Source organism: Pseudomonas sp. KBW05, from assembly GCF_003852405.1.
In the GTDB taxonomy this organism is placed as follows: Bacteria; Pseudomonadota; Gammaproteobacteria; order Pseudomonadales; family Pseudomonadaceae; genus Aquipseudomonas.
This window is the reverse complement of the sequence record NZ_QAJM01000007.1, coordinates 90,215-107,142: the sequence shown is the minus strand read 5'-3', so window position 1 is coordinate 107,142 and position 16,928 is coordinate 90,215. Positions and strand designations below refer to the sequence as shown.

Below are 16,928 nucleotides of genomic sequence, written 5' to 3'. Positions count from 1 at the left end.
CACGGTATATCTCAGCTACACGCAGGGATCAACACAGAAAAATAATAAGGCTTACTCTTTCAGACTAATCTTACAGCAGCCCCTTACAGCGCACTGTCAATGCAACTTATTTGAATCGAAATCGAACATTTCGAACAATCACTACCTCAATATCGTTACTTCTCTACAGACCCATTTAGTGTTCCCGGAGACATTACGTTGTCCGCCACTTATGCACCTGAAAGTTCCGCACTTATAAAGCGGCGGAAGAACATCGACAATTCACGATTGGAAATATTATGAAATTCAACGCTCTCTCCAGCATTGCCGCAGCCCTTGCCTTGGCCGCTGCCGTCTCGCAAACCGCCCATGCCGCCAATGACGGCACCATCAACTTCGCCGGACTGGTCAACGACACGACCTGCACCATTGAGGGTTCGGCACCGGGTACAGGGGCTGTGGTCAAAGACGTCAACCTGGGTGGTGTCTCGGCTGCACGCCTGGCGAAACCTGGCGACCGCGCCAACCTGACTGGCTTCACCATCCGCATCGGCGCACCGGGCGAAGGCAGCTGCACCAACGGCCGCACCGCAATGGTGGCATTCGACCCCACCAGCCCAGCGATTGACGTGGCAACCGGCCGCTTGAACATCGACGGCTACGACAACCCTGACGACACCGCCAACGCCAAGAACGTACAGGTTGAAGTCACTAACCGTAACGGCTCCCCGATCAACGTCTACACCGAAAAATCCGAAGGCGTGGTGATCGCAGACAACCAGGCCGTTATCCCATTGGCCGCACAGATGTACGCCACAGCACCGGCGACCGAAGGTACGGTCAAGACGCGCGTCGGCTTTATGGTCGTGTACGCCGATTAAGGGGCGCATTGGCCTGCATCGGCAGGCCTTGCACCTAACGGGTCTGCCGCCGTTGCGCAGGCCCCACCCCGAATTCGAAGAGACCTGCGACCTTATGAAAAAAATGGCTCGCCTTGCGCTGGCCACCCTTGCCGTCGGGGCGTTGTCGCTACACGCGATTAGCGCCCATGCAGGGGTGATTATTTATGGTACCCGGGTGATCTTCCCGGCCGAGCAACAAGAGGTAGTCGTGCGCCTGGAAAACAAAGGTGAGCGCCCGGCGCTGGTGCAAACCTGGCTGGATACGGGTGACGTGCGCTCGACACCAGCGACCGCACAAACACCGTTTACCCTGTCACCGCCGATCTTTCGCATCGAGCCTCAGCAGCAGCAGGCGTTGCGCCTGCGCTACTCGGGCGAGCCGTCCCCCACAGACCGCGAAAGCCTGTACTGGTTGAACGTGCTGGAAGTCCCCCCGATGACCGCGGGGACCGAACAAAACAACCAGATCGAACTGGCGTTCCGTACCCGCTTGCGTGTGTTCCTTCGCCCCAAGGCATTGCCCTATCCAGTGGGCAGCGCCCCGGCGAAGCTGCAATGGAAACTGGTGGCCCAGGAGCAAGGCTATGCGCTGCAGGCCACCAACCCGACGCCCTACCATATTTCCCTCACGGCGGTTGACCTGCTGAGCGAAGGAAAACGGTTCAGCAAAGCCCCCAGCAAAGAGCCCAACGACGGCCTGCTGATGCCTGCCGGCGACGTGAAATTGTTTGCACTGCCGCAATTGCGCGACCGCCCCAGTGGCAGACCCAAAGTCGAATTCACCACCGTCAGCGACTTCGGCGCACGTGTGCGCCACTCGGCAAGCCTTTCCCCTTCAATTGCAAGATGACCTATTGCATGAACGCCACGCTCGTTTCACACCTGACAGCCAGGCTCGGCGCCTTGGCACTCGCGCTGTTCAGCACAGTTACCGCCCATGCCAGCGTCGTCATCAACAACACACGGATTATCTACCCGCAGAACGACAAGGAAGTCACGGTACGGCTTGAAAGCAAGAACCAGGCACCCGTCCTGGTCCAGGCCTGGCTGGACAACGGCGACGAACACTCAACGCCTGACGCGACCGGAATCCCGTTTATCGCCACACCGCCGATCTTCCGTATGGAGCCAGGCAAGCAGCAGGTCGTGCGACTTGCCTTTACGGGCGAGGACTTGCCGTCGAAACAGGAGAGCCTGTTCTGGTTCAACCTGCTGGAGATTCCCGCTCAGGCTCAAGACGCCCAGCAGAGCAATCAATTGCAAGTGGCCTTCCGTTCCCGGATCAAGCTGTTTTTCCGCCCGGCAGCCTTGCCCTATGGGGTCGAAGCCGCTCCGGGAAAACTGCAGTGGCGTCATGAGTCGAGCGCGCAAGGCCAGGTGTTGGAAGTCTTCAACCCCACCCCCTACCACGTGACATTCGATCAGATCGAAGTGCTGGAGGCGCAACAGCGTCATGCACGCAAGGCTGCCACCTCAGGCGCCGAGAACATGGTTGCTCCTGGCGGCCGCAACCGCTTTGAGTTGCCGAGTCTCAAGGCGCCGCCAGGCAAAGCGGCGACTGTCGAGTTCCAGACACTCGATGACTTTGGGGGAACCGTCTCCCACAGCACCAAGGTGTCGACATGACCGGTGAGACCCGCCTGACACCGTAGCTTGCCAAGTACGTAACCCACGTCATGCACACGTTCGGCTGATGCCCATTTTTCAGGGCAGGGCCTCCTATTGCCCAGATTCGCACAGTACCTATTTTTTGGAAGTGGTAAACATGAGTTTGAACACGCTCGCCAGCTCAAGACGCTGGCCTCCGACACGTTATCGTTCCGCACTTGCCGCGCGCAGCCTGTTACTGCTCAGCGGTACCTGTGCCATGGGCGCCCACGCTGTCGAGAATGTCGAGTTCAACCCGGCCTTCTTTCCTGATCGCGCAGGCAGCCAGCAGGTCGACATCTCGAAGTTCAGCCAGGGCAACGTTATGTTGCCCGGCAGTTACCGCTCCGACGTCTACCTCAACGGCCAATGGATAGGGCGCGAGACCCTGGCCTTCGTCGCGGTCGAAGGCAAGAGTTCAGCACAAATGTGCCTGGAACGGGATGCGCTGATCAGGTTCGGCATCGACCTGGACGCCCCGCAAAACCAGCCCGTCGAACCTGGCCACGCACCCGTCCCGGCGTTTGCCAGCTGCGAGGAGATGTCCACCTACCTGCCAGGCAGCACCAGTCAGTTCGATTCAGGTGAGAACCGCCTGAGCCTGCAGGTTCCACAAATCTACCTGACACGCAAAGCCCGCGGTTATGTAGACCCCAAGCATTGGGACGGCGGGGTCGATGCCGCGTTCGTGCGCTACAACGCCAACACCTTTGCCACTCACACGAACGGCCGCTCGATCAACTCCCATTACCTGGGCCTGAACACCGGCCTCAACCTGGGTGACTGGCATTGGCGCCACAACGGCAGCTTCAGCCGGACAGTCACCGGCTCGGGCTATCAAAGCAGCAGCACCTACGTACAGCGCGAACTGAGCCCGCTGCGTTCACAAATGATGCTGGGCGAAATCTACACCCCGGGCGAACTGTTCGACAGCGTGCGCCTGCGCGGCGCCAGCCTGTTCAGCGATGACCGGATGCTGCCTGACTCCCTGACCGGTTTTGCCCCCGTGGTGCGCGGCATCGCCGAGACCAATGCACGAGTCACCGTGCGCCAGCGGGGCGTACTGTTGGATGAAGTGTCTGTGGCACCCGGCCCATTCGTGCTCAACGACCTGTTTCCCACCGGCTACGGTGGCGACTTGACCGTCACGGTGACTGAAGCCGATGGCCGCCAGCGCGAATTCATCGTGCCGTTCGCCGCCAACGCCAACCTGCTGCGTGCAGGCTACAGCCGGCACTCATTGAGTGTCGGCGTACTGGATGAAATCGGCCTGCGCCATCCCCCTACCCTGGCGCAGGCGACTTACCAGCACGGTCTCAACAACCTGCTGACCGCCTACACCGGTGCAGTCATAGGGGAAGACTATCTGTCTCAATTGCTGGGCGCGGCGTTCAACACCCCGGTGGGGGCGCTTTCGCTTGACCTGACCACTTCGAGGGCGGTCATTCCAGGGCACGGATCGCGGGATGGGCAAAGCCTGCAGTTGCGTTACAGCAAGAACTTCACCGACACCGGAACCCACTTTGCCCTGGGTGCCTACCGCTACTCCACGGAAGGCTTCCTGAGCATCGCCGACGCAGCACGGGTTCGCGACCTCGCCATCGACGGACGCAACCTGGACAACCTGTCACGCCTGCGCGACCGGATGGACATCAGTCTCAACCAAAGCCTGGGCAACGGCTCGGTGTACCTGACCGGCTCATCGCAAAACTACTGGAACCGCTCAAGCGGCAACCTGACCTTCACCGCAGGCTACACCGGTAGCTGGCGGGGCATGCACTACACCCTCAGCGCCCAACGCACCAAGGACTTGCTGAGCGACAGGATCGACAAGCAAGTGGAGCTGACCCTGAGCTTGCCACTGGGCAGCGATGCTCGCTCGCCGACCCTGACCACCACGGCGTTTCGCGGTAATCAAAGCAACGGCGAGCGTGTGAACATTGGCGGCACGATGGGCGAGCGCAGCCAATTCACCTACGGGGTTGGGGGCAGCCGGACCCAGGGCAGCGGTAACTCGGTGAGCGCCGACGTGAAATACCAGGCGAGCCATGGCGTGCTATCCGCAGGTTATGGCCAGAGCAACACCTACCGCGCGATATCAATGGGCATGACCGGTGGCATCGTCGCCCATGCAGGGGGCGTGACCTTCGCCCCGGAACTGGGCGACACGATCGGCATCGTCCAGGCCCCTGACGCACAAGGCGCGCGGATCAACGGCAACCACGGCGCCCAAGTCGGCAAGAGCGGTTACGCCGTGGTGCCCCATCTCACGCCATATCGCCAGAACGTGGTCGAGCTGGACCCCAAGGACCTGTCCGTCGACGTAGAACTCAAGACCGCCGCGCAAAACGTCGCACCACGAGCAGGGTCTGTGGTGAAGCTGCAGTTCGACACGGTCAGCGGCCAGGCGATCTTGATCAGCGCGCTACGCGAGGACGGCAGCCCCCTGCCGTTTGGGTCGGATGTGTTTGATGAAGACGGCGCCAGCGTCGGCATTGTCGGTCAGGGCGGCAAGGCGTTTGTGCGCGTTGCGAAGGATCAGGGGCTGTTGACCGTCAAGTGGGGCAGCAATGACAACGCATCTTGCCGCCTGCAATACGGCCTGCAGAAGGATCAGGGGGGAGGTGCTGCACCGCGTTTACGCCATCTGGATGCTGGAACGTGCTCTGCCAACACACCTGGCTGATCCGACGGGCGCACACGTCGCGTCCACGGCTCCCAACAACCTCTTTCTGACTACAGGACATGAAGATGAAGTACCCCATCCTGCTCGCGTCGACACTACTTGCACTGGGCATGCCGATCGCTGCCCAAGCGAGGTGCGACAGGTTTCAAAATGACACGTTCACGCTGAACCTGCCCGCGAACATCACGGTCCCGGACAGCCTTCCCGTCGGGAGTGTCATCACTCGCCAAGTCTTCAGCGGTACGGCTCCCGCCTACTTTGCAAATTGCACCGTTGCCACCCACAGCGGAGTGTTTGGAAGATATTCACGCCTGCAAGACCCGGCTACGGGCGCCTACCACACCGAGGTTCCAGGCATAGGCTTGCGCATTACGATGATGTGGGCCGGCGGAGGACCAGCCGCCTTCGCACTTTACAACCAAGGTTACCAACAGGTTTACGGAAAAATCCCCAGCTTCACTTCAGCAGAGGCCACCTTCTACAAAATCGGCCCTGTGACCACCGGGACAGTACCGAGCGGCATGTTCTGGGAAAAGACCTGGGTTATCGCGCCAGAGCGTTTCCGCCTGCAACTCGGCAGCCCTGTACGTTTTGTCAGGCCCGCAGCCACTTGCGACCTTGCAGCCGGTGACGTCAATCGCACCATCACCCTGCCCCCGATAAAAGTCGGCGACTTGAAAGACGTGGTTTCCGCAGGCGTGCACAACTTCGACCTGACCGCCACCTGCACCGACGCCTCCAATGTCACCTTTCGGTTTAGCGGCACGCCCGCCCCAGGCAACAGTTTGCTGTTTGCCAATACCGGCACCGCCGGGGGCGTGGCTCTCTGGCTGTACTCGCGCGTCAACGGCGTTCCCCAGACCATCAGTACCAATGGCACTCGCACGCTTGCCGTCTCGGGCAATCGCGCAGTCTTGCCGCTCAGCGCGGCTTATCACAAGAACGGCACGGTCAGCCAAGGCACGCTGGCCAGTACCACCACCGTCAACATCACTTACAACTAAAACCTGGGAGTACCCATGAACATCCGACCCCTTCCCCTACTGCTGGCAATCAGTGCAAGCCTGGCCATTCCTGCTGCCCAAGCGGCCACGACAGGCACGTTACGCTTTGCCGGCCAGATCAATGCTGGAACGTGTAACCTGTCGGCCAAAGACGTGAATCGCACCATCACCCTACCAACGGTCAAAGTGTCGGATTTCGATAACATCAGCGTCATTGGAGCAACGGACTTCGACATCACCGCCGAATGCGAATCGGACATCCGGAATGTAACGTTCCTGTTTACCGGCACTCCCGATACGCTCATACCGGCGATTTTTGCCAGCACGGGAACGGCGAAGGGCGTTGCCGTGCGAATAAGGGCTGGGACGCCCACTGAAAAAACGGTGATGTACGCCATGGGCACCCCCAGCCAGCGCAGCCGCACAATAGCGACAGCCAGCAAACAGGCAGTCCTGAGCGTTGAGGCCGCGTACCAGAAAAACACGGCCCCCCTTGCTCAGGGAACGGTGGACAGCACTGTCACCATTTCAATCACTTATAGCTGACGCACACATGGGCCGAGCGCTTGGCCACAAACAAAAAATGCCCGGCCTCTGCAGGACGGGCATTTTTGTGTCCGTGTAGAACTCAGGACTGACTGGATGGCGTCGGGGTTGCCGGCGTTGCAGTCGGGGTTGCCGCAGGCGTCGGTGCAGACACCGAGTTGGCGGTCGAAGCGCTCGGCGCAGCGGCAGGCTTGGCTACAACAGCGGGCTTAGGAGCTGCTGGTTTTTTCGCGACTGCCGGTTTTTTCGCCGCAGGTTTGACTGCTGGCTTGGCCACTGCGGGTTTAGCGGCGGGTTTAGCCGCTGCCGGCCTCGCCGCAGGTTTGGCTGCCGCCGTTTTCGCCGCAGGTTTTGCCGCCGCTTTGACAGCAGGTTTAGCCGCTGGCTTGGCCGCCGCTTTAGCAGCTACGGGTTTAGCGGCAGGCTTGGCGGCAGGTTTGGCTGCGGCCGTTTTTGCCAATGGCTTGGCCGCAGGTTTAGCTGCGGCTTTTGCCGGCGCCTTGGCCGCAGGTTTTGCAGCTGGCTTGGCAGCGGCTTTCACCAAGGGCTTGGCGGCGGTTTTAGCAGCCGGTTTGGCAGCCGCCGTTTTAGCGGCAGGCTTGGCGGCGGCGGTTTTCACTGGAGCCACTTTGGCGCCGGTGAGTTTTTCGATTTGCTTGGTCAGGGTATCGACCTTGCTGTGCAGCGCTTTGACTTCAGCTTTGCTCGGCACGCCCAGGCGCGAAATGGCGCTGTTAAGGCGCTTGTCCAGAGCCCCTTCAAGCTCACCCCAAGTACCCAGCACTTGTTTCTTCGCATCGCTGATGCGCGAACCGGCAGTTGCTTTGGCCGCAGTGACTTTTTTACCGACTGCGCTATTGGCTACTTTTTCGGCCTTCTCGCCGTCTTTAACCAATGTCTCGAAGAGTTTGCTGCCGTCACTGTCGATCTTCGAGTAAACGCCTAAACCAGCCAGCCAGATCTTGCGGGAATATTCTTCAACTTTCCCGACCCACGAGCTGCCTTCTTTCTGAGGTTTCTTTTGAACAGCCATCCCGATGTCTCCTTAGTGTTTACGCGCGACACGTTCGAGCAATGCCGTCAGCTCTTCGAGCTTAGCAGAGAGTGTCTCCACGTCATGTTTAGACGCAATGCCGATTCGATTCAAGGCACTTGCTACACGAGTATCAAAAGCTTTTTCAACTTTATCCAGTTGAACTTCTACCAGACCTTTGACGGAGGAGACATTGCTCTTTACTTGGTCAATCTGACTGTTGGCGGCCTCAAGTTGTTCAACTGCAACTTTTTTGCCTTTACTTTCAACATGTTGACCTGCCTTAACGAGTTCCTTGAAGTACTCGCTGCCCTCGCTTCCGACCTTGGCATAGGCACCAAGACCTGCCAGCCAGATCTTGCGGGCGTAGGTTTTAACGTCGCTCAGGGCAGTGGTCTGGGTGTCGACTTTTTTCTTCAAGATAACTTTGGCCATGGTGCACCTCACGCAGAATAGGGTGGAGGAACGGCCCGCAGGAGTTGAGGGCTTGGGCACAAAGTAGGAGGAAAAATTAGAATCGGCACCCTAGAACACGCCAATCAAGCCAGCGCTTTATCCAACGCTTTCTCGATTTCGGACTTGATAGTGCCACTCATGGCCGACATCAACAGGCCCAGCTCCACATCAATACGCAGCGAATCATCCGCCACTAGTACCGTGCCTTTAACCCCCGAGCGCTTGAGGTTCAAGGTATCGCCAGACCACGATGGCTCCAGGCCATATTGCTCCTTGAGTTTATGCGCCAACTTCTCGGCCTTTGCCCGCGCGGCTTCTTTACCCAGGGAATGTGCACGCTCAACAGTAATACGGGCCATTGCAATGACTCCTCTTTATAGCGGTTTGGATACCTTCGATGCGGCAAAAGGTCTCGGTGACCACCCATCTTACCTTCAGCCTTGCCAAGACAAAGCAGGCCTTGGGGATTATCATGTGCCGCATTCTCTTTTGGTGACAGCGATATGACTGATCAGCGCAAAGGCAGCGATGCCGAACCCACCACTCACTTCGGCTTCAAGAACGTCCCGGAAAGCCAAAAGGCGGAAAAAGTCGCTGAGGTGTTCCACTCCGTTGCGGCCAAGTACGACCTGATGAACGACGTGCTCTCCGGCGGCATGCACCGCCTGTGGAAGCGCTTCACCATCGAGCTGTCCGGCGTACGCACCGGCAACCGCGTGCTGGACATCGCCGGCGGCACGGGCGATCTGGCGGCCAAGTTCTCCAAGCTCGTCGGCCCCACCGGCCAGGTGGTACTGGCAGACATCAACGGTTCGATGCTCAAGGTCGGTCGCGACCGCCTGCTCGACAAGGGCGTGGCCGGCAATATCGAATTCGTCCAGGCCGACGCTGAAAAGCTGCCGTTCCCCGACAACCATTTCGACTGCGTGACCATCGCCTTCGGCCTGCGCAACGTGACCCATAAAGAGGACGCGATCCGCTCGATGCTGCGCGTACTCAAGCCGGGCGGCCGCCTGTTGGTGCTGGAGTTCTCCAAGCCGACCAACGCGATCATGTCCAAGGTCTACGACACCTATTCCTTCGCCTTCATGCCGTTGATGGGCAAGCTGATCACCAATGACGCCGAGAGCTACCGCTACCTGGCCGAATCGATCCGCATGCACCCCGACCAGGAGACCCTGAAGTCGATGATGGTAGAGGCCGGTTTCGACCGCGTGACCTACCACAACATGACCTCCGGCATCGTTGCCCTGCACCGCGGCATCAAGCCCTGATGCTGTTCCAGGGCCTTCTCGCCAGCGTCGAACACGGCCTCAACCGTGTCCTGCGCCTGGACAGCACCGCCCTGGCGCGGCTCGCGCACTTGACCGGCAAAGTGATTGCCGTCGACTGCCGCAGCCCCGCCTTGCAGCTGTTTATCCTGCCCAGCGATGAAGGCCTGCTGCTCGCCAGCACCTGGGCCGCCGAGGCCGACTGCACCCTGCGTGCGCCGGCGTCGAGCCTGTTGCACCTGGCCCTGAGCCGCAACAAGACGGCGATTCTGCACAGCGCTGAAGTCGAGCTGGAAGGCGACAGTTCGGTGCTGATGGACCTGGCCGCCGTGCTGCAAGACCTGGAACTGGACTGGGAATACGAGCTGTCACGCTGGATCGGCCCCGTGGCCACCCAGTTGATCAGCGGGCACCTGCGCAGCCGTTCGCGCTGGTACCAGCAAGGGTTCGCCAGCCTCAACCAGAACCTTGCCGAATACCTGAGCGAAGAATCGCGCACCCTGGTCGGAGAACGGGAAGCGCAAGCGCGCTTTCGTGAACTCGACAAGGCCAAAATCGACCTGGAACGCCTTGAGGCACGCTTCGAGCGCCTGAGCCGTTCCCTTGATCCAAGCGATAACGCATGAAGCTGCTCGCCGTCCGCCGTTTGTTTCGTATCCAGCGCGTCGTAATCCGCTACCAACTCGATGACCTGCTGTTCGCCCTGCCCCTGCCGTGGTTCCTGCTGGCGGTACGTTATGTGCTGCCGTGGCGCTGGTTCCCGCGCAAAAAGCTGGAGCTGAGCCGTGGTGCGCGCCTGCGCCTGGCGTTGCAGGACCTGGGGCCGATCTTTATCAAGTTCGGGCAGATCCTCTCGACCCGCCGCGACCTGCTGCCCGAAGACATCGCCGACGAGCTGATGCTCTTGCAAGACCGCGTGCCGCCGTTCGATTCCCAGCAGTCGATGAAGCTGATCGAAGAACAGCTGGGCCAGAAGATCAGCGAGGTGTTCAGCCGCTTCGACGTCGAGCCGCTGGCTTCAGCCTCGGTTGCACAAGTCCACGCTGCGCAGCTCAAGAGCGGCGAAGAAGTGGTGGTGAAGGTCATCCGCCCGGGCCTCAAGCCGATCATCGGCCAGGACCTGGCATGGCTGTTCATCCTTGCCCGCGCCGCCGAGCGGTTCAGCGCCGACGCACGCTTGCTGCACCCGGTGGACGTGGTCGCCGACTACGAAAAAACCATCTACGACGAACTCGACCTGCTGCGCGAAGCGGCCAACGCCAGCCAGCTCAAGCGCAACTTCGAAGGCTCACCGCTGCTGTATGTGCCGCAGGTGTATTGGGACTGGTGCCGCCCGAAAGTGCTGGTGATGGAGCGCATCTACGGCGTGCAGGTCACCGACCTCGCCACCCTGGCCGACCAGCGCACCGACATGAAAATGCTCGCCGAGCGTGGCGTGGAGATCTTCTTCACCCAGGTGTTCCGCGACAGCTTCTTCCATGCCGACATGCACCCCGGCAACATCTTCGTCAGCACCGTCAACCCGTGGAGCCCGCAATACATCGCGATCGACTGCGGCATCGTCGGCAGCCTCACGCCGCAAGACCAGGATTACCTGGCGCGCAACCTGTTCGCCTTCTTCAAGCGCGACTACCGCCGCGTGGCGCAGTTGCACATCGATTCGGGCTGGGTGCCGGCGGAAACCAAGCTGAATGAATTCGAAGCCGCGATCCGCACGGTGTGCGAGCCGATCTTCGAAAAACCGTTAAAAGATATTTCCTTCGGCCAGGTGCTGATGCGCCTGTTCCAGACCGCGCGGCGCTTCAATATGGAAGTACAGCCGCAGTTGGTCCTGCTGCAAAAGACCCTGCTGAACATCGAAGGCCTGGGCCGCCAGCTGTACCCGGACCTCGACCTGTGGAACACCGCCCAGCCGTTCCTCGAACGCTGGATGCGCGAGCGGGTCAGCCCGAAAACCCTGCTGGGCAACCTGCACAGCCAGGTCGAGCAACTGCCGCACCTGGCCAACATGACCCGCGACCTGCTGGAACGCATGTCCCAGCCCCACGCCAAAGACCCCGCGCCGCCGTGGCACACACGCAAGGACGACTGGTTCCTGCGCCTGCTCGGCGCCGCGCACCTGACCGGCGGCATCGTGCTCGCCCTCGGCGGGCCGTTGAATGCGCTGGGCTACTGGCCGGCTGGCATCATGGTCGCCGTGGGTGTTTATCTGATCGTGCGTCGATAGCCGATCCGGTTATACACTGTCGCAAATTGCCGGAGCCGAACATGAAAGACTGGCTGGACGAGATCAAGTGGGACAGTGACGGCCTGGTGCCGGCCATTGCCCAGGACTACAAGACCGGGCGCGTACTGATGATGGCCTGGATGAACCGCGAGGCCCTGAGCCTCACCGCCACTGAGCAGCGCGCCATTTACTGGTCACGTTCGCGTGGCAAACTGTGGCGCAAGGGCGAAGAGTCCGGGCACGTGCAGACCCTGCACGAGATGCGCATCGACTGCGACGCCGACGTGGTGATCCTCAAGGTCGAGCAGATCGGCGATATCGCCTGCCACACCGGCCGTCACAGCTGCTTCTACCGCGTGTTCGAGAACGGCGAGTGGAAGGTTGTCGAACCGGTGCTCAAAGACCCGCACGCCATCTATTCCGCAGGACATTAGACATGAGCGATACCCTGAACCGCGTGGCCCAGGTGCTGGAAGACCGCAAAGGCGCGGACGCCGACAGCTCCTATGTCGCCAGCCTGTACCATAAGGGCCTGAACAAGATCCTGGAAAAGCTCGGCGAAGAATCCGTCGAGACGATCATCGCCGCCAAGGACGCGCAAATCAGCGGCGATTGCAGCGATGTGATCTACGAAACCGCCGACCTCTGGTTCCACAGCCTGGTCATGCTCGCCCAACTGGGGCAGCATCCGCAGGCCGTGCTGGATGAACTGGACCGTCGCTTCGGCTTGTCCGGGCATGCCGAAAAGGCATCACGCCCGTCCGCCTGAATAACTTTTACTGAGGATTTGCAGCATGGGTATTTTTGACTGGAAACACTGGATCGTCATTCTGGTGGTGGTGGTATTGGTATTCGGCACCAAGAAACTCAAGAATCTCGGTACTGACGTAGGCGAATCGATCAAGGGCTTTCGCAAAGCCATGAACGACGACGAAAAACCTGCCGACCCGGCCGCCAACCCAGTGCCACCGGCGCAGCCTGTGCATCCGCAGGCCGCCCAGCCGATCACCGAGCGTCGTACCTTCGACGTGCAGGCTGAGAAAGTCGAAGAGCCGACCCGCAAAGACTCGTGAGCACTGACTAATGTTTGGTATCAGCTTCTCTGAACTGCTGCTCGTCGGCCTCGTGGCCCTGCTGGTACTGGGGCCGGAACGCCTGCCCGGTGCCGCACGCACGGCCGGCCTGTGGATCGGGCGCCTGAAACGCAGTTTCAACGCGATCAAACAGGAAGTTGAACGGGAAATCGGCGCCGACGAAATCCGCCGGCAGCTGCACAACGAACACATCCTGTCGCTGGAGCAAGAGGCCCGCAAGATCCTCTCGCCGGTACAGGAGCCGGCCAAGCCGGTCGAGCCTGTGGCCGAACACAGCATCGCGCCTGCACCCGCCGCACCCGCTGCCGAAGCCACGCCCGTTGCGCCCACCGAGCCAGCACCGGCGCCCGTCGCGGCGCCTGCCCCCCATGACCCTACATTGCCGCCGCGAGCCCCATGAGCGCTGATAAACCGGAAAACGACCAGCATATGCCGCTGGTCTCGCACCTCACCGAGCTGCGTACCCGCCTGCTGCGTTGCGTAGCGGCGATCTTCATCATCTTTGCCGGGTTGTTCGCCTTTACCCAGCAGATCTACACATTCGTCTCCACGCCCCTGCGCCAGTACCTGCCGGCCGGCGCGACGATGATCGCCACCGACGTGTCGTCGCCGTTCCTCACACCGTTGAAGCTGACGATGATGGTCTCGCTGTTCCTCGCGATCCCGGTGATCCTGCATCAGATCTGGGGCTTTATCGCACCGGGCCTGTACAAGCATGAGAAGCGCATCGCGGTGCCGTTGCTGGTGTCGAGCATCTGCCTGTTCTATACCGGCATGGCGTTCGCCTACTTCCTGGTGTTCCCGCTGATCTTCAAGTTCTTCGCCGCCGCCACCCCGGCCGGCGTGGAAATGATGACCGACATCACCAGCTACCTCGACTTCGTGATGACGCTGTTCTTCGCCTTTGGCGTAGCCTTCGAAATTCCTGTGGCCGTGGTGCTGCTGGTGTGGATCGGCGTGGTCAACGTGGCGTACCTGAAGAAGATCCGCCCGTACGTGATCATTGGCTGCTTTGTGGTCGGCATGATCCTCACGCCGCCGGACATCTTCTCCCAGACCCTGCTGGCCGTGCCGATGTGGATGCTGTTCGAGATCGGCATCCTGTTCAGCGGCTTGATCAGCAAGCGTGGCGAACACCCGGATGACCAGCCTGCCGACGACGACCAGCCGCCAGCGACCCAGCCGTGAACCTGCTGCTGCTTGAGGAGGCCGATTTCATCGCAGCCGACCGTGTGGTGCTGCGTGACCGGCGCCTGGTGCACATGCAGGAAGTCCACCGCGCCGCTGTAGGCGACAGCCTGCGCGTCGGCCGCATCGGCGGGCTGATGGGCAATGCCCAGTTGCTGCGCCTGGAGGCCAGCGAAGCAGAGCTGCAAGTCAGCTTCGACCTGCCGCCCCCGGCAAAACTGCCGCTGACCCTGCTGCTGGCCCTGCCCCGTCCGAAAATGCTGCGCCGGGTCCTGCAAACCGTGGCGGCCATGGGTGTGCCCAAAGTCGTGCTGCTCAACAGTTATCGTGTGGAAAAAAGCTTCTGGCAGACCCCGTTCCTGGAGCCCGAGGCGATTCGCGAGCAACTGATCCTCGGCCTGGAACAGGCGCGGGACACGGTGCTGCCCGAGATCATTATCGAGAAGCGCTTCAAGCCGTTCGTCGAAGACCGCCTGCCGGCCATGGCCGCAGGCACCCTGGGCTTGATCGGCCATCCCGGTGACTACCCGCCGTGCCCGCGCGGGCTGGATGAGCCGGTGACCCTTGCGATTGGCCCGGAAGGTGGCTGGATTCCCTATGAAGTGGACCTGCTGGCCAAGGCTGGCCTGCAACCGGTACAGCTGGGCGCGCGCATCCTTCGGGTTGAAACCGCCGTGACTGCCCTGCTCGCCCGCCTCTTCTGACCCACACCCAAACAACACCACAAATCCAATGTAGGAACTGGCTTGTGTGGGAGCGGGCTTGCTCGCGAAGGCGGTGGATCAGCTAGAACAGCTTTGACTGACACACTGCATTCGCGAGCAAGCCCGCTCCCACACAAACCCGCTCCCACATTTGACCTGCGTCGCTACAGAATCCCCGACACATGCCGATACTCTCTGAATAAGTCCAAGCCTTGTTCCAGGGGAGTTCGCAGCATGTATCGTTGGTTAGCCGAAAAGCTGGGGAATGTCAGCGTCAAATCCAAGCTGGGTGTAGGTTTTGGCCTGGTATTACTGCTCACACTCATGATCACCTTCACCGGCTGGAGCGGCCTGAGCGGTGTGATTAGCCGTGGTGACAAGCTGGGTTTCATCTCCAGCCTCAATGAGCTGACCAAGGACCTGCGCCTGGCGCGCCTGGACTACGAAATGCGCCGTGGCGAACAAGGCCCCACCGCCGTCAACGCGCTGTTGGTGCAACTGGAAGCTGGCCTGAAAACCGCTGACAGCCTGATCGATCAGCCCGCCGACAACCTCCTGGTGGACGACCAACTGGTCGCCGTCGATCAATACCGCCGCGCCTTCGAGGCCATGGTCCAAGCCGGCGCCAACCGCGAAAACGCGCGCAGCAAGCTGGGCGACACCGCCGACAACGCGGTGGTCAAGGTCGGCGAGATCGAGAAAGCCCTGCTGCAAGGCGACAGCGTCAGCCAGTTCAACAGCGTGGTGGACCTGAGCAAGCTGATTCAACAGGCGCGCTTCCAGGTGCGCGGCTACACCTACAGCGGCAAGGTCGAAGCCGAGCAGCCCGCGCTGGATGCCATCGACAACGCCCTGAAGAAAATCACCAGCCTGAACGGCCAAATCCCTGATCAATATTCGACCAACCTGCAACAGGCCAGCGTTTCGCTGCAAGCCTACCGCGCGGCTGTCAGCCAGTACCGCGACTCCCAGGTGGCCACCGCAGCGGCGATGAAAATCATGGCCGAGCAGGGCGATATCCTGCTCGACCGCAGCAAAAAACTCACCGCGTCGCAGACCGTGGTCCGCGACACCGATGCCGCACAAGCCAAGCAACTGTTGGCGCTCGCCACCGTGCTGGCGTTGGTCTTCGGCCTGATCGCCGCGTGGGCCATCACCCGCCAGATCATCATCCCGCTGAACCAGACCCTCAAAGTCGCCGAGCGCGTGGCCTCCGGCGACCTGAGCCACAACCTCGACTCCGCACGCCAGGACGAACTGGGCCAACTGCAACGTGCCATGCAAAGCATGACCGTGGGCCTGCGCGAGTTGATCGGCGGCATCAGCGACGGCGTCACCCAGATCGCCAGCGCCGCCGAGCAACTGTCGGCCGTGACCGAACAAACCAGCGCCGGGGTCAACAGCCAGAAAGTCGAGACCGACCAGGTCGCCACCGCCATGAATGAAATGGCCGCCACCGTGCAGGAAGTGGCGCGCAACGCCGAGGAAGCTTCCGAAGCCGCCGTCGCTGCGGACCAGCAGGCGCGCGAAGGCGACAAGGTGGTCGGCGAAGCCATCGCCCAGATCGAACGCCTGGCCACCGAAGTCGGCAACTCCACCGAGGCCATGGGCCACCTCAAGCGCGAAAGCGACAAGATCGGCAGTGTGCTCGATGTGATCAAGTCCGTGGCCCAGCAAACCAACCTGCTGGCCCTCAACGCCGCGATCGAAGCCGCCCGCGCCGGTGAGGCCGGCCGTGGCTTCGCGGTGGTGGCCGATGAAGTGCGCAGCCTGGCCCAGCGCACGCAGAAGTCCACCGAAGAGATCGAAGAGCTGATCGTCGGCCTGCAAAGCGGCACCCAGCAGGTGGCGACCATCATGGACAACAGCCGCGGCCTCACCGACAGCAGTGTCGAACTGACCCGCCGCGCCGGCGCCGCACTGGGCAATATCACCCGCACCGTCTCGACGATCCAGGCGATGAACTCGCAGATCGCCACCGCCGCCGAGCAACAAAGCGCCGTGGCCGAAGAGATCAACCGCAGCGTGCTGAACGTCCGGGATGTGTCGGAGCAGACCTCGTCGGCCAGCGAAGAGACCGCCGCGTCCAGTGCCGAGCTGGCTCGCCTGGGTATTTACCTACAAACCTTAGTCGGACGCTTCCGCACCTAACCAATCATTTGTGAAATTTCCTACGTAGTTATCAGCCCGG

At 61.0% G+C, this 16,928-nt stretch carries 19 protein-coding genes; 16 read left to right on the top strand and 3 right to left on the bottom strand.

Annotated elements, in window-relative coordinates:
• Positions 1 to 278 precede the first annotated feature (278 nt).
• The 6 genes from DBR46_RS06265 (at position 279) to DBR46_RS06240 (ending at position 6,764) form a co-directional block, all read left to right on the top strand.
• Complete coding sequence (locus DBR46_RS06265) at positions 279 to 860, top strand: fimbrial protein (RefSeq protein ID WP_124525443.1); 582 nt, start codon at positions 279 to 281, stop codon at positions 858 to 860.
• Between the two features lie 94 nt (positions 861 to 954).
• Positions 955 to 1,731 (top strand): molecular chaperone, encoded by a 777-nt coding sequence (locus DBR46_RS06260; protein ID WP_124525442.1) that lies wholly within the window; start codon positions 955 to 957, stop codon positions 1,729 to 1,731.
• An 8-nt stretch (positions 1,732 to 1,739) separates the two neighbouring features.
• On the top strand, positions 1,740 to 2,507 hold the full coding sequence (locus DBR46_RS06255) for a molecular chaperone (protein WP_124525441.1): 768 nt from the start codon (positions 1,740 to 1,742) through the stop codon (positions 2,505 to 2,507).
• Between the two features lie 241 nt (positions 2,508 to 2,748).
• Complete coding sequence (locus tag DBR46_RS06250) at positions 2,749 to 5,214, top strand: fimbria/pilus outer membrane usher protein (protein ID WP_256659248.1); 2,466 nt, start codon at positions 2,749 to 2,751, stop codon at positions 5,212 to 5,214.
• A 65-nt stretch (positions 5,215 to 5,279) separates the two neighbouring features.
• Positions 5,280 to 6,218 carry a fimbrial protein gene (locus tag DBR46_RS06245; protein WP_124525439.1) on the top strand — a complete coding sequence of 313 codons (939 nt, stop codon included), beginning with the start codon at positions 5,280 to 5,282 and terminating at the stop codon, positions 6,216 to 6,218.
• A 15-nt stretch (positions 6,219 to 6,233) separates the two neighbouring features.
• Positions 6,234 to 6,764, top strand: coding sequence for a fimbrial protein (locus tag DBR46_RS06240; RefSeq protein WP_124525438.1), 531 nt, complete (start codon positions 6,234 to 6,236; stop codon positions 6,762 to 6,764).
• A gap of 82 nt (positions 6,765 to 6,846) precedes the next feature.
• On the opposite strand, the gene DBR46_RS06235 is transcribed toward DBR46_RS06240, so the two are convergent.
• The 3 genes from DBR46_RS06235 to DBR46_RS06225 form a co-directional block, all read right to left on the bottom strand.
• Complete coding sequence (locus DBR46_RS06235) at positions 6,847 to 7,797, bottom strand: phasin family protein (RefSeq protein ID WP_124525437.1); 951 nt, start codon at positions 7,795 to 7,797, stop codon at positions 6,847 to 6,849.
• Positions 7,798 to 7,809: 12 nt separating this feature from the next.
• A complete protein-coding gene (locus DBR46_RS06230; RefSeq protein ID WP_124525436.1) occupies positions 7,810 to 8,232 on the bottom strand; it encodes a phasin family protein in 423 nt (140 codons plus the stop codon).
• 104 nt (positions 8,233 to 8,336) lie between these two features.
• Positions 8,337 to 8,612 carry a polyhydroxyalkanoic acid system family protein gene (locus DBR46_RS06225; RefSeq protein ID WP_124525435.1) on the bottom strand — a complete coding sequence of 92 codons (276 nt, stop codon included), beginning with the start codon at positions 8,610 to 8,612 and terminating at the stop codon, positions 8,337 to 8,339.
• A 144-nt stretch (positions 8,613 to 8,756) separates the two neighbouring features.
• On the opposite strand from DBR46_RS06225, the gene ubiE reads away from it, so the two are divergent.
• From ubiE to DBR46_RS06175, 10 genes are all read left to right on the top strand, one after another.
• Positions 8,757 to 9,527 carry a bifunctional demethylmenaquinone methyltransferase/2-methoxy-6-polyprenyl-1,4-benzoquinol methylase UbiE gene (gene ubiE / locus DBR46_RS06220; protein WP_017738839.1) on the top strand — a complete coding sequence of 257 codons (771 nt, stop codon included), beginning with the start codon at positions 8,757 to 8,759 and terminating at the stop codon, positions 9,525 to 9,527.
• Positions 9,527 to 10,150, top strand: coding sequence for an SCP2 domain-containing protein (locus tag DBR46_RS06215; RefSeq protein WP_017738838.1), 624 nt, complete (start codon positions 9,527 to 9,529; stop codon positions 10,148 to 10,150). The genes ubiE and DBR46_RS06215 overlap by 1 nt, the downstream gene beginning before the upstream one ends.
• The gene (gene ubiB / locus DBR46_RS06210; protein WP_124525434.1) at positions 10,147 to 11,751 is read left to right on the top strand and encodes a ubiquinone biosynthesis regulatory protein kinase UbiB; all 1,605 of its coding nucleotides are present in this window, start codon (positions 10,147 to 10,149) and stop codon (positions 11,749 to 11,751) included. Before DBR46_RS06215 ends, ubiB begins: the two co-directional genes overlap by 4 nt.
• Before the next feature lie 41 nt (positions 11,752 to 11,792).
• Positions 11,793 to 12,185, top strand: coding sequence for a phosphoribosyl-AMP cyclohydrolase (hisI, locus tag DBR46_RS06205; RefSeq protein ID WP_012721796.1), 393 nt, complete (start codon positions 11,793 to 11,795; stop codon positions 12,183 to 12,185).
• A gap of 2 nt (positions 12,186 to 12,187) precedes the next feature.
• Positions 12,188 to 12,520: a phosphoribosyl-ATP diphosphatase gene (locus tag DBR46_RS06200; protein ID WP_003209299.1), complete on the top strand. Its 333-nt coding sequence runs from the start codon at positions 12,188 to 12,190 to the stop codon at positions 12,518 to 12,520.
• 25 nt (positions 12,521 to 12,545) lie between these two features.
• Positions 12,546 to 12,824 (top strand): twin-arginine translocase TatA/TatE family subunit, encoded by a 279-nt coding sequence (locus DBR46_RS06195; RefSeq protein ID WP_017738835.1) that lies wholly within the window; start codon positions 12,546 to 12,548, stop codon positions 12,822 to 12,824.
• Between the two features lie 10 nt (positions 12,825 to 12,834).
• Positions 12,835 to 13,245 carry a Sec-independent protein translocase protein TatB gene (tatB, locus tag DBR46_RS06190; protein ID WP_124525433.1) on the top strand — a complete coding sequence of 137 codons (411 nt, stop codon included), beginning with the start codon at positions 12,835 to 12,837 and terminating at the stop codon, positions 13,243 to 13,245.
• Positions 13,242 to 14,033, top strand: coding sequence for a twin-arginine translocase subunit TatC (tatC, locus tag DBR46_RS06185; RefSeq protein WP_124525432.1), 792 nt, complete (start codon positions 13,242 to 13,244; stop codon positions 14,031 to 14,033). Before tatB ends, tatC begins: the two co-directional genes overlap by 4 nt.
• Positions 14,030 to 14,737: a 16S rRNA (uracil(1498)-N(3))-methyltransferase gene (locus tag DBR46_RS06180; protein ID WP_124525431.1), complete on the top strand. Its 708-nt coding sequence runs from the start codon at positions 14,030 to 14,032 to the stop codon at positions 14,735 to 14,737. Before tatC ends, DBR46_RS06180 begins: the two co-directional genes overlap by 4 nt.
• 234 nt (positions 14,738 to 14,971) lie before the next feature.
• Positions 14,972 to 16,888, top strand: a complete 1,917-nt coding sequence (locus tag DBR46_RS06175; RefSeq protein WP_124525430.1) for a methyl-accepting chemotaxis protein — start codon at positions 14,972 to 14,974, stop codon at positions 16,886 to 16,888.
• Positions 16,889 to 16,928: the final 40 nt, after the last annotated feature.

Bases quoted from the DNA above. Each gene is read 5' to 3' on its own strand.
- DBR46_RS06265 (WP_124525443.1), top strand. From the start codon at position 279: ATGAAATTCAACGCTCTCTCCAGCATTGCCGCAGCCCTTGCCTTGGCC.
- DBR46_RS06260 (WP_124525442.1), top strand. From the start codon at position 955: ATGAAAAAAATGGCTCGCCTTGCGCTGGCCACCCTTGCCGTCGGGGCG.
- DBR46_RS06255 (WP_124525441.1), top strand. From the start codon at position 1,740: ATGAACGCCACGCTCGTTTCACACCTGACAGCCAGGCTCGGCGCCTTG.
- DBR46_RS06250 (WP_256659248.1), top strand. From the start codon at position 2,749: ATGGGCGCCCACGCTGTCGAGAATGTCGAGTTCAACCCGGCCTTCTTT.
- DBR46_RS06245 (WP_124525439.1), top strand. From the start codon at position 5,280: ATGAAGTACCCCATCCTGCTCGCGTCGACACTACTTGCACTGGGCATG.
- DBR46_RS06240 (WP_124525438.1), top strand. From the start codon at position 6,234: ATGAACATCCGACCCCTTCCCCTACTGCTGGCAATCAGTGCAAGCCTG.
- DBR46_RS06235 (WP_124525437.1), bottom strand. From the start codon at position 7,797: ATGGCTGTTCAAAAGAAACCTCAGAAAGAAGGCAGCTCGTGGGTCGGG.
- DBR46_RS06230 (WP_124525436.1), bottom strand. From the start codon at position 8,232: ATGGCCAAAGTTATCTTGAAGAAAAAAGTCGACACCCAGACCACTGCC.
- DBR46_RS06225 (WP_124525435.1), bottom strand. From the start codon at position 8,612: ATGGCCCGTATTACTGTTGAGCGTGCACATTCCCTGGGTAAAGAAGCC.
- ubiE (WP_017738839.1), top strand. From the start codon at position 8,757: ATGACTGATCAGCGCAAAGGCAGCGATGCCGAACCCACCACTCACTTC.
- DBR46_RS06215 (WP_017738838.1), top strand. From the start codon at position 9,527: ATGCTGTTCCAGGGCCTTCTCGCCAGCGTCGAACACGGCCTCAACCGT.
- ubiB (WP_124525434.1), top strand. From the start codon at position 10,147: ATGAAGCTGCTCGCCGTCCGCCGTTTGTTTCGTATCCAGCGCGTCGTA.
- hisI (WP_012721796.1), top strand. From the start codon at position 11,793: ATGAAAGACTGGCTGGACGAGATCAAGTGGGACAGTGACGGCCTGGTG.
- DBR46_RS06200 (WP_003209299.1), top strand. From the start codon at position 12,188: ATGAGCGATACCCTGAACCGCGTGGCCCAGGTGCTGGAAGACCGCAAA.
- DBR46_RS06195 (WP_017738835.1), top strand. From the start codon at position 12,546: ATGGGTATTTTTGACTGGAAACACTGGATCGTCATTCTGGTGGTGGTG.
- tatB (WP_124525433.1), top strand. From the start codon at position 12,835: ATGTTTGGTATCAGCTTCTCTGAACTGCTGCTCGTCGGCCTCGTGGCC.
- tatC (WP_124525432.1), top strand. From the start codon at position 13,242: ATGAGCGCTGATAAACCGGAAAACGACCAGCATATGCCGCTGGTCTCG.
- DBR46_RS06175 (WP_124525430.1), top strand. From the start codon at position 14,972: ATGTATCGTTGGTTAGCCGAAAAGCTGGGGAATGTCAGCGTCAAATCC.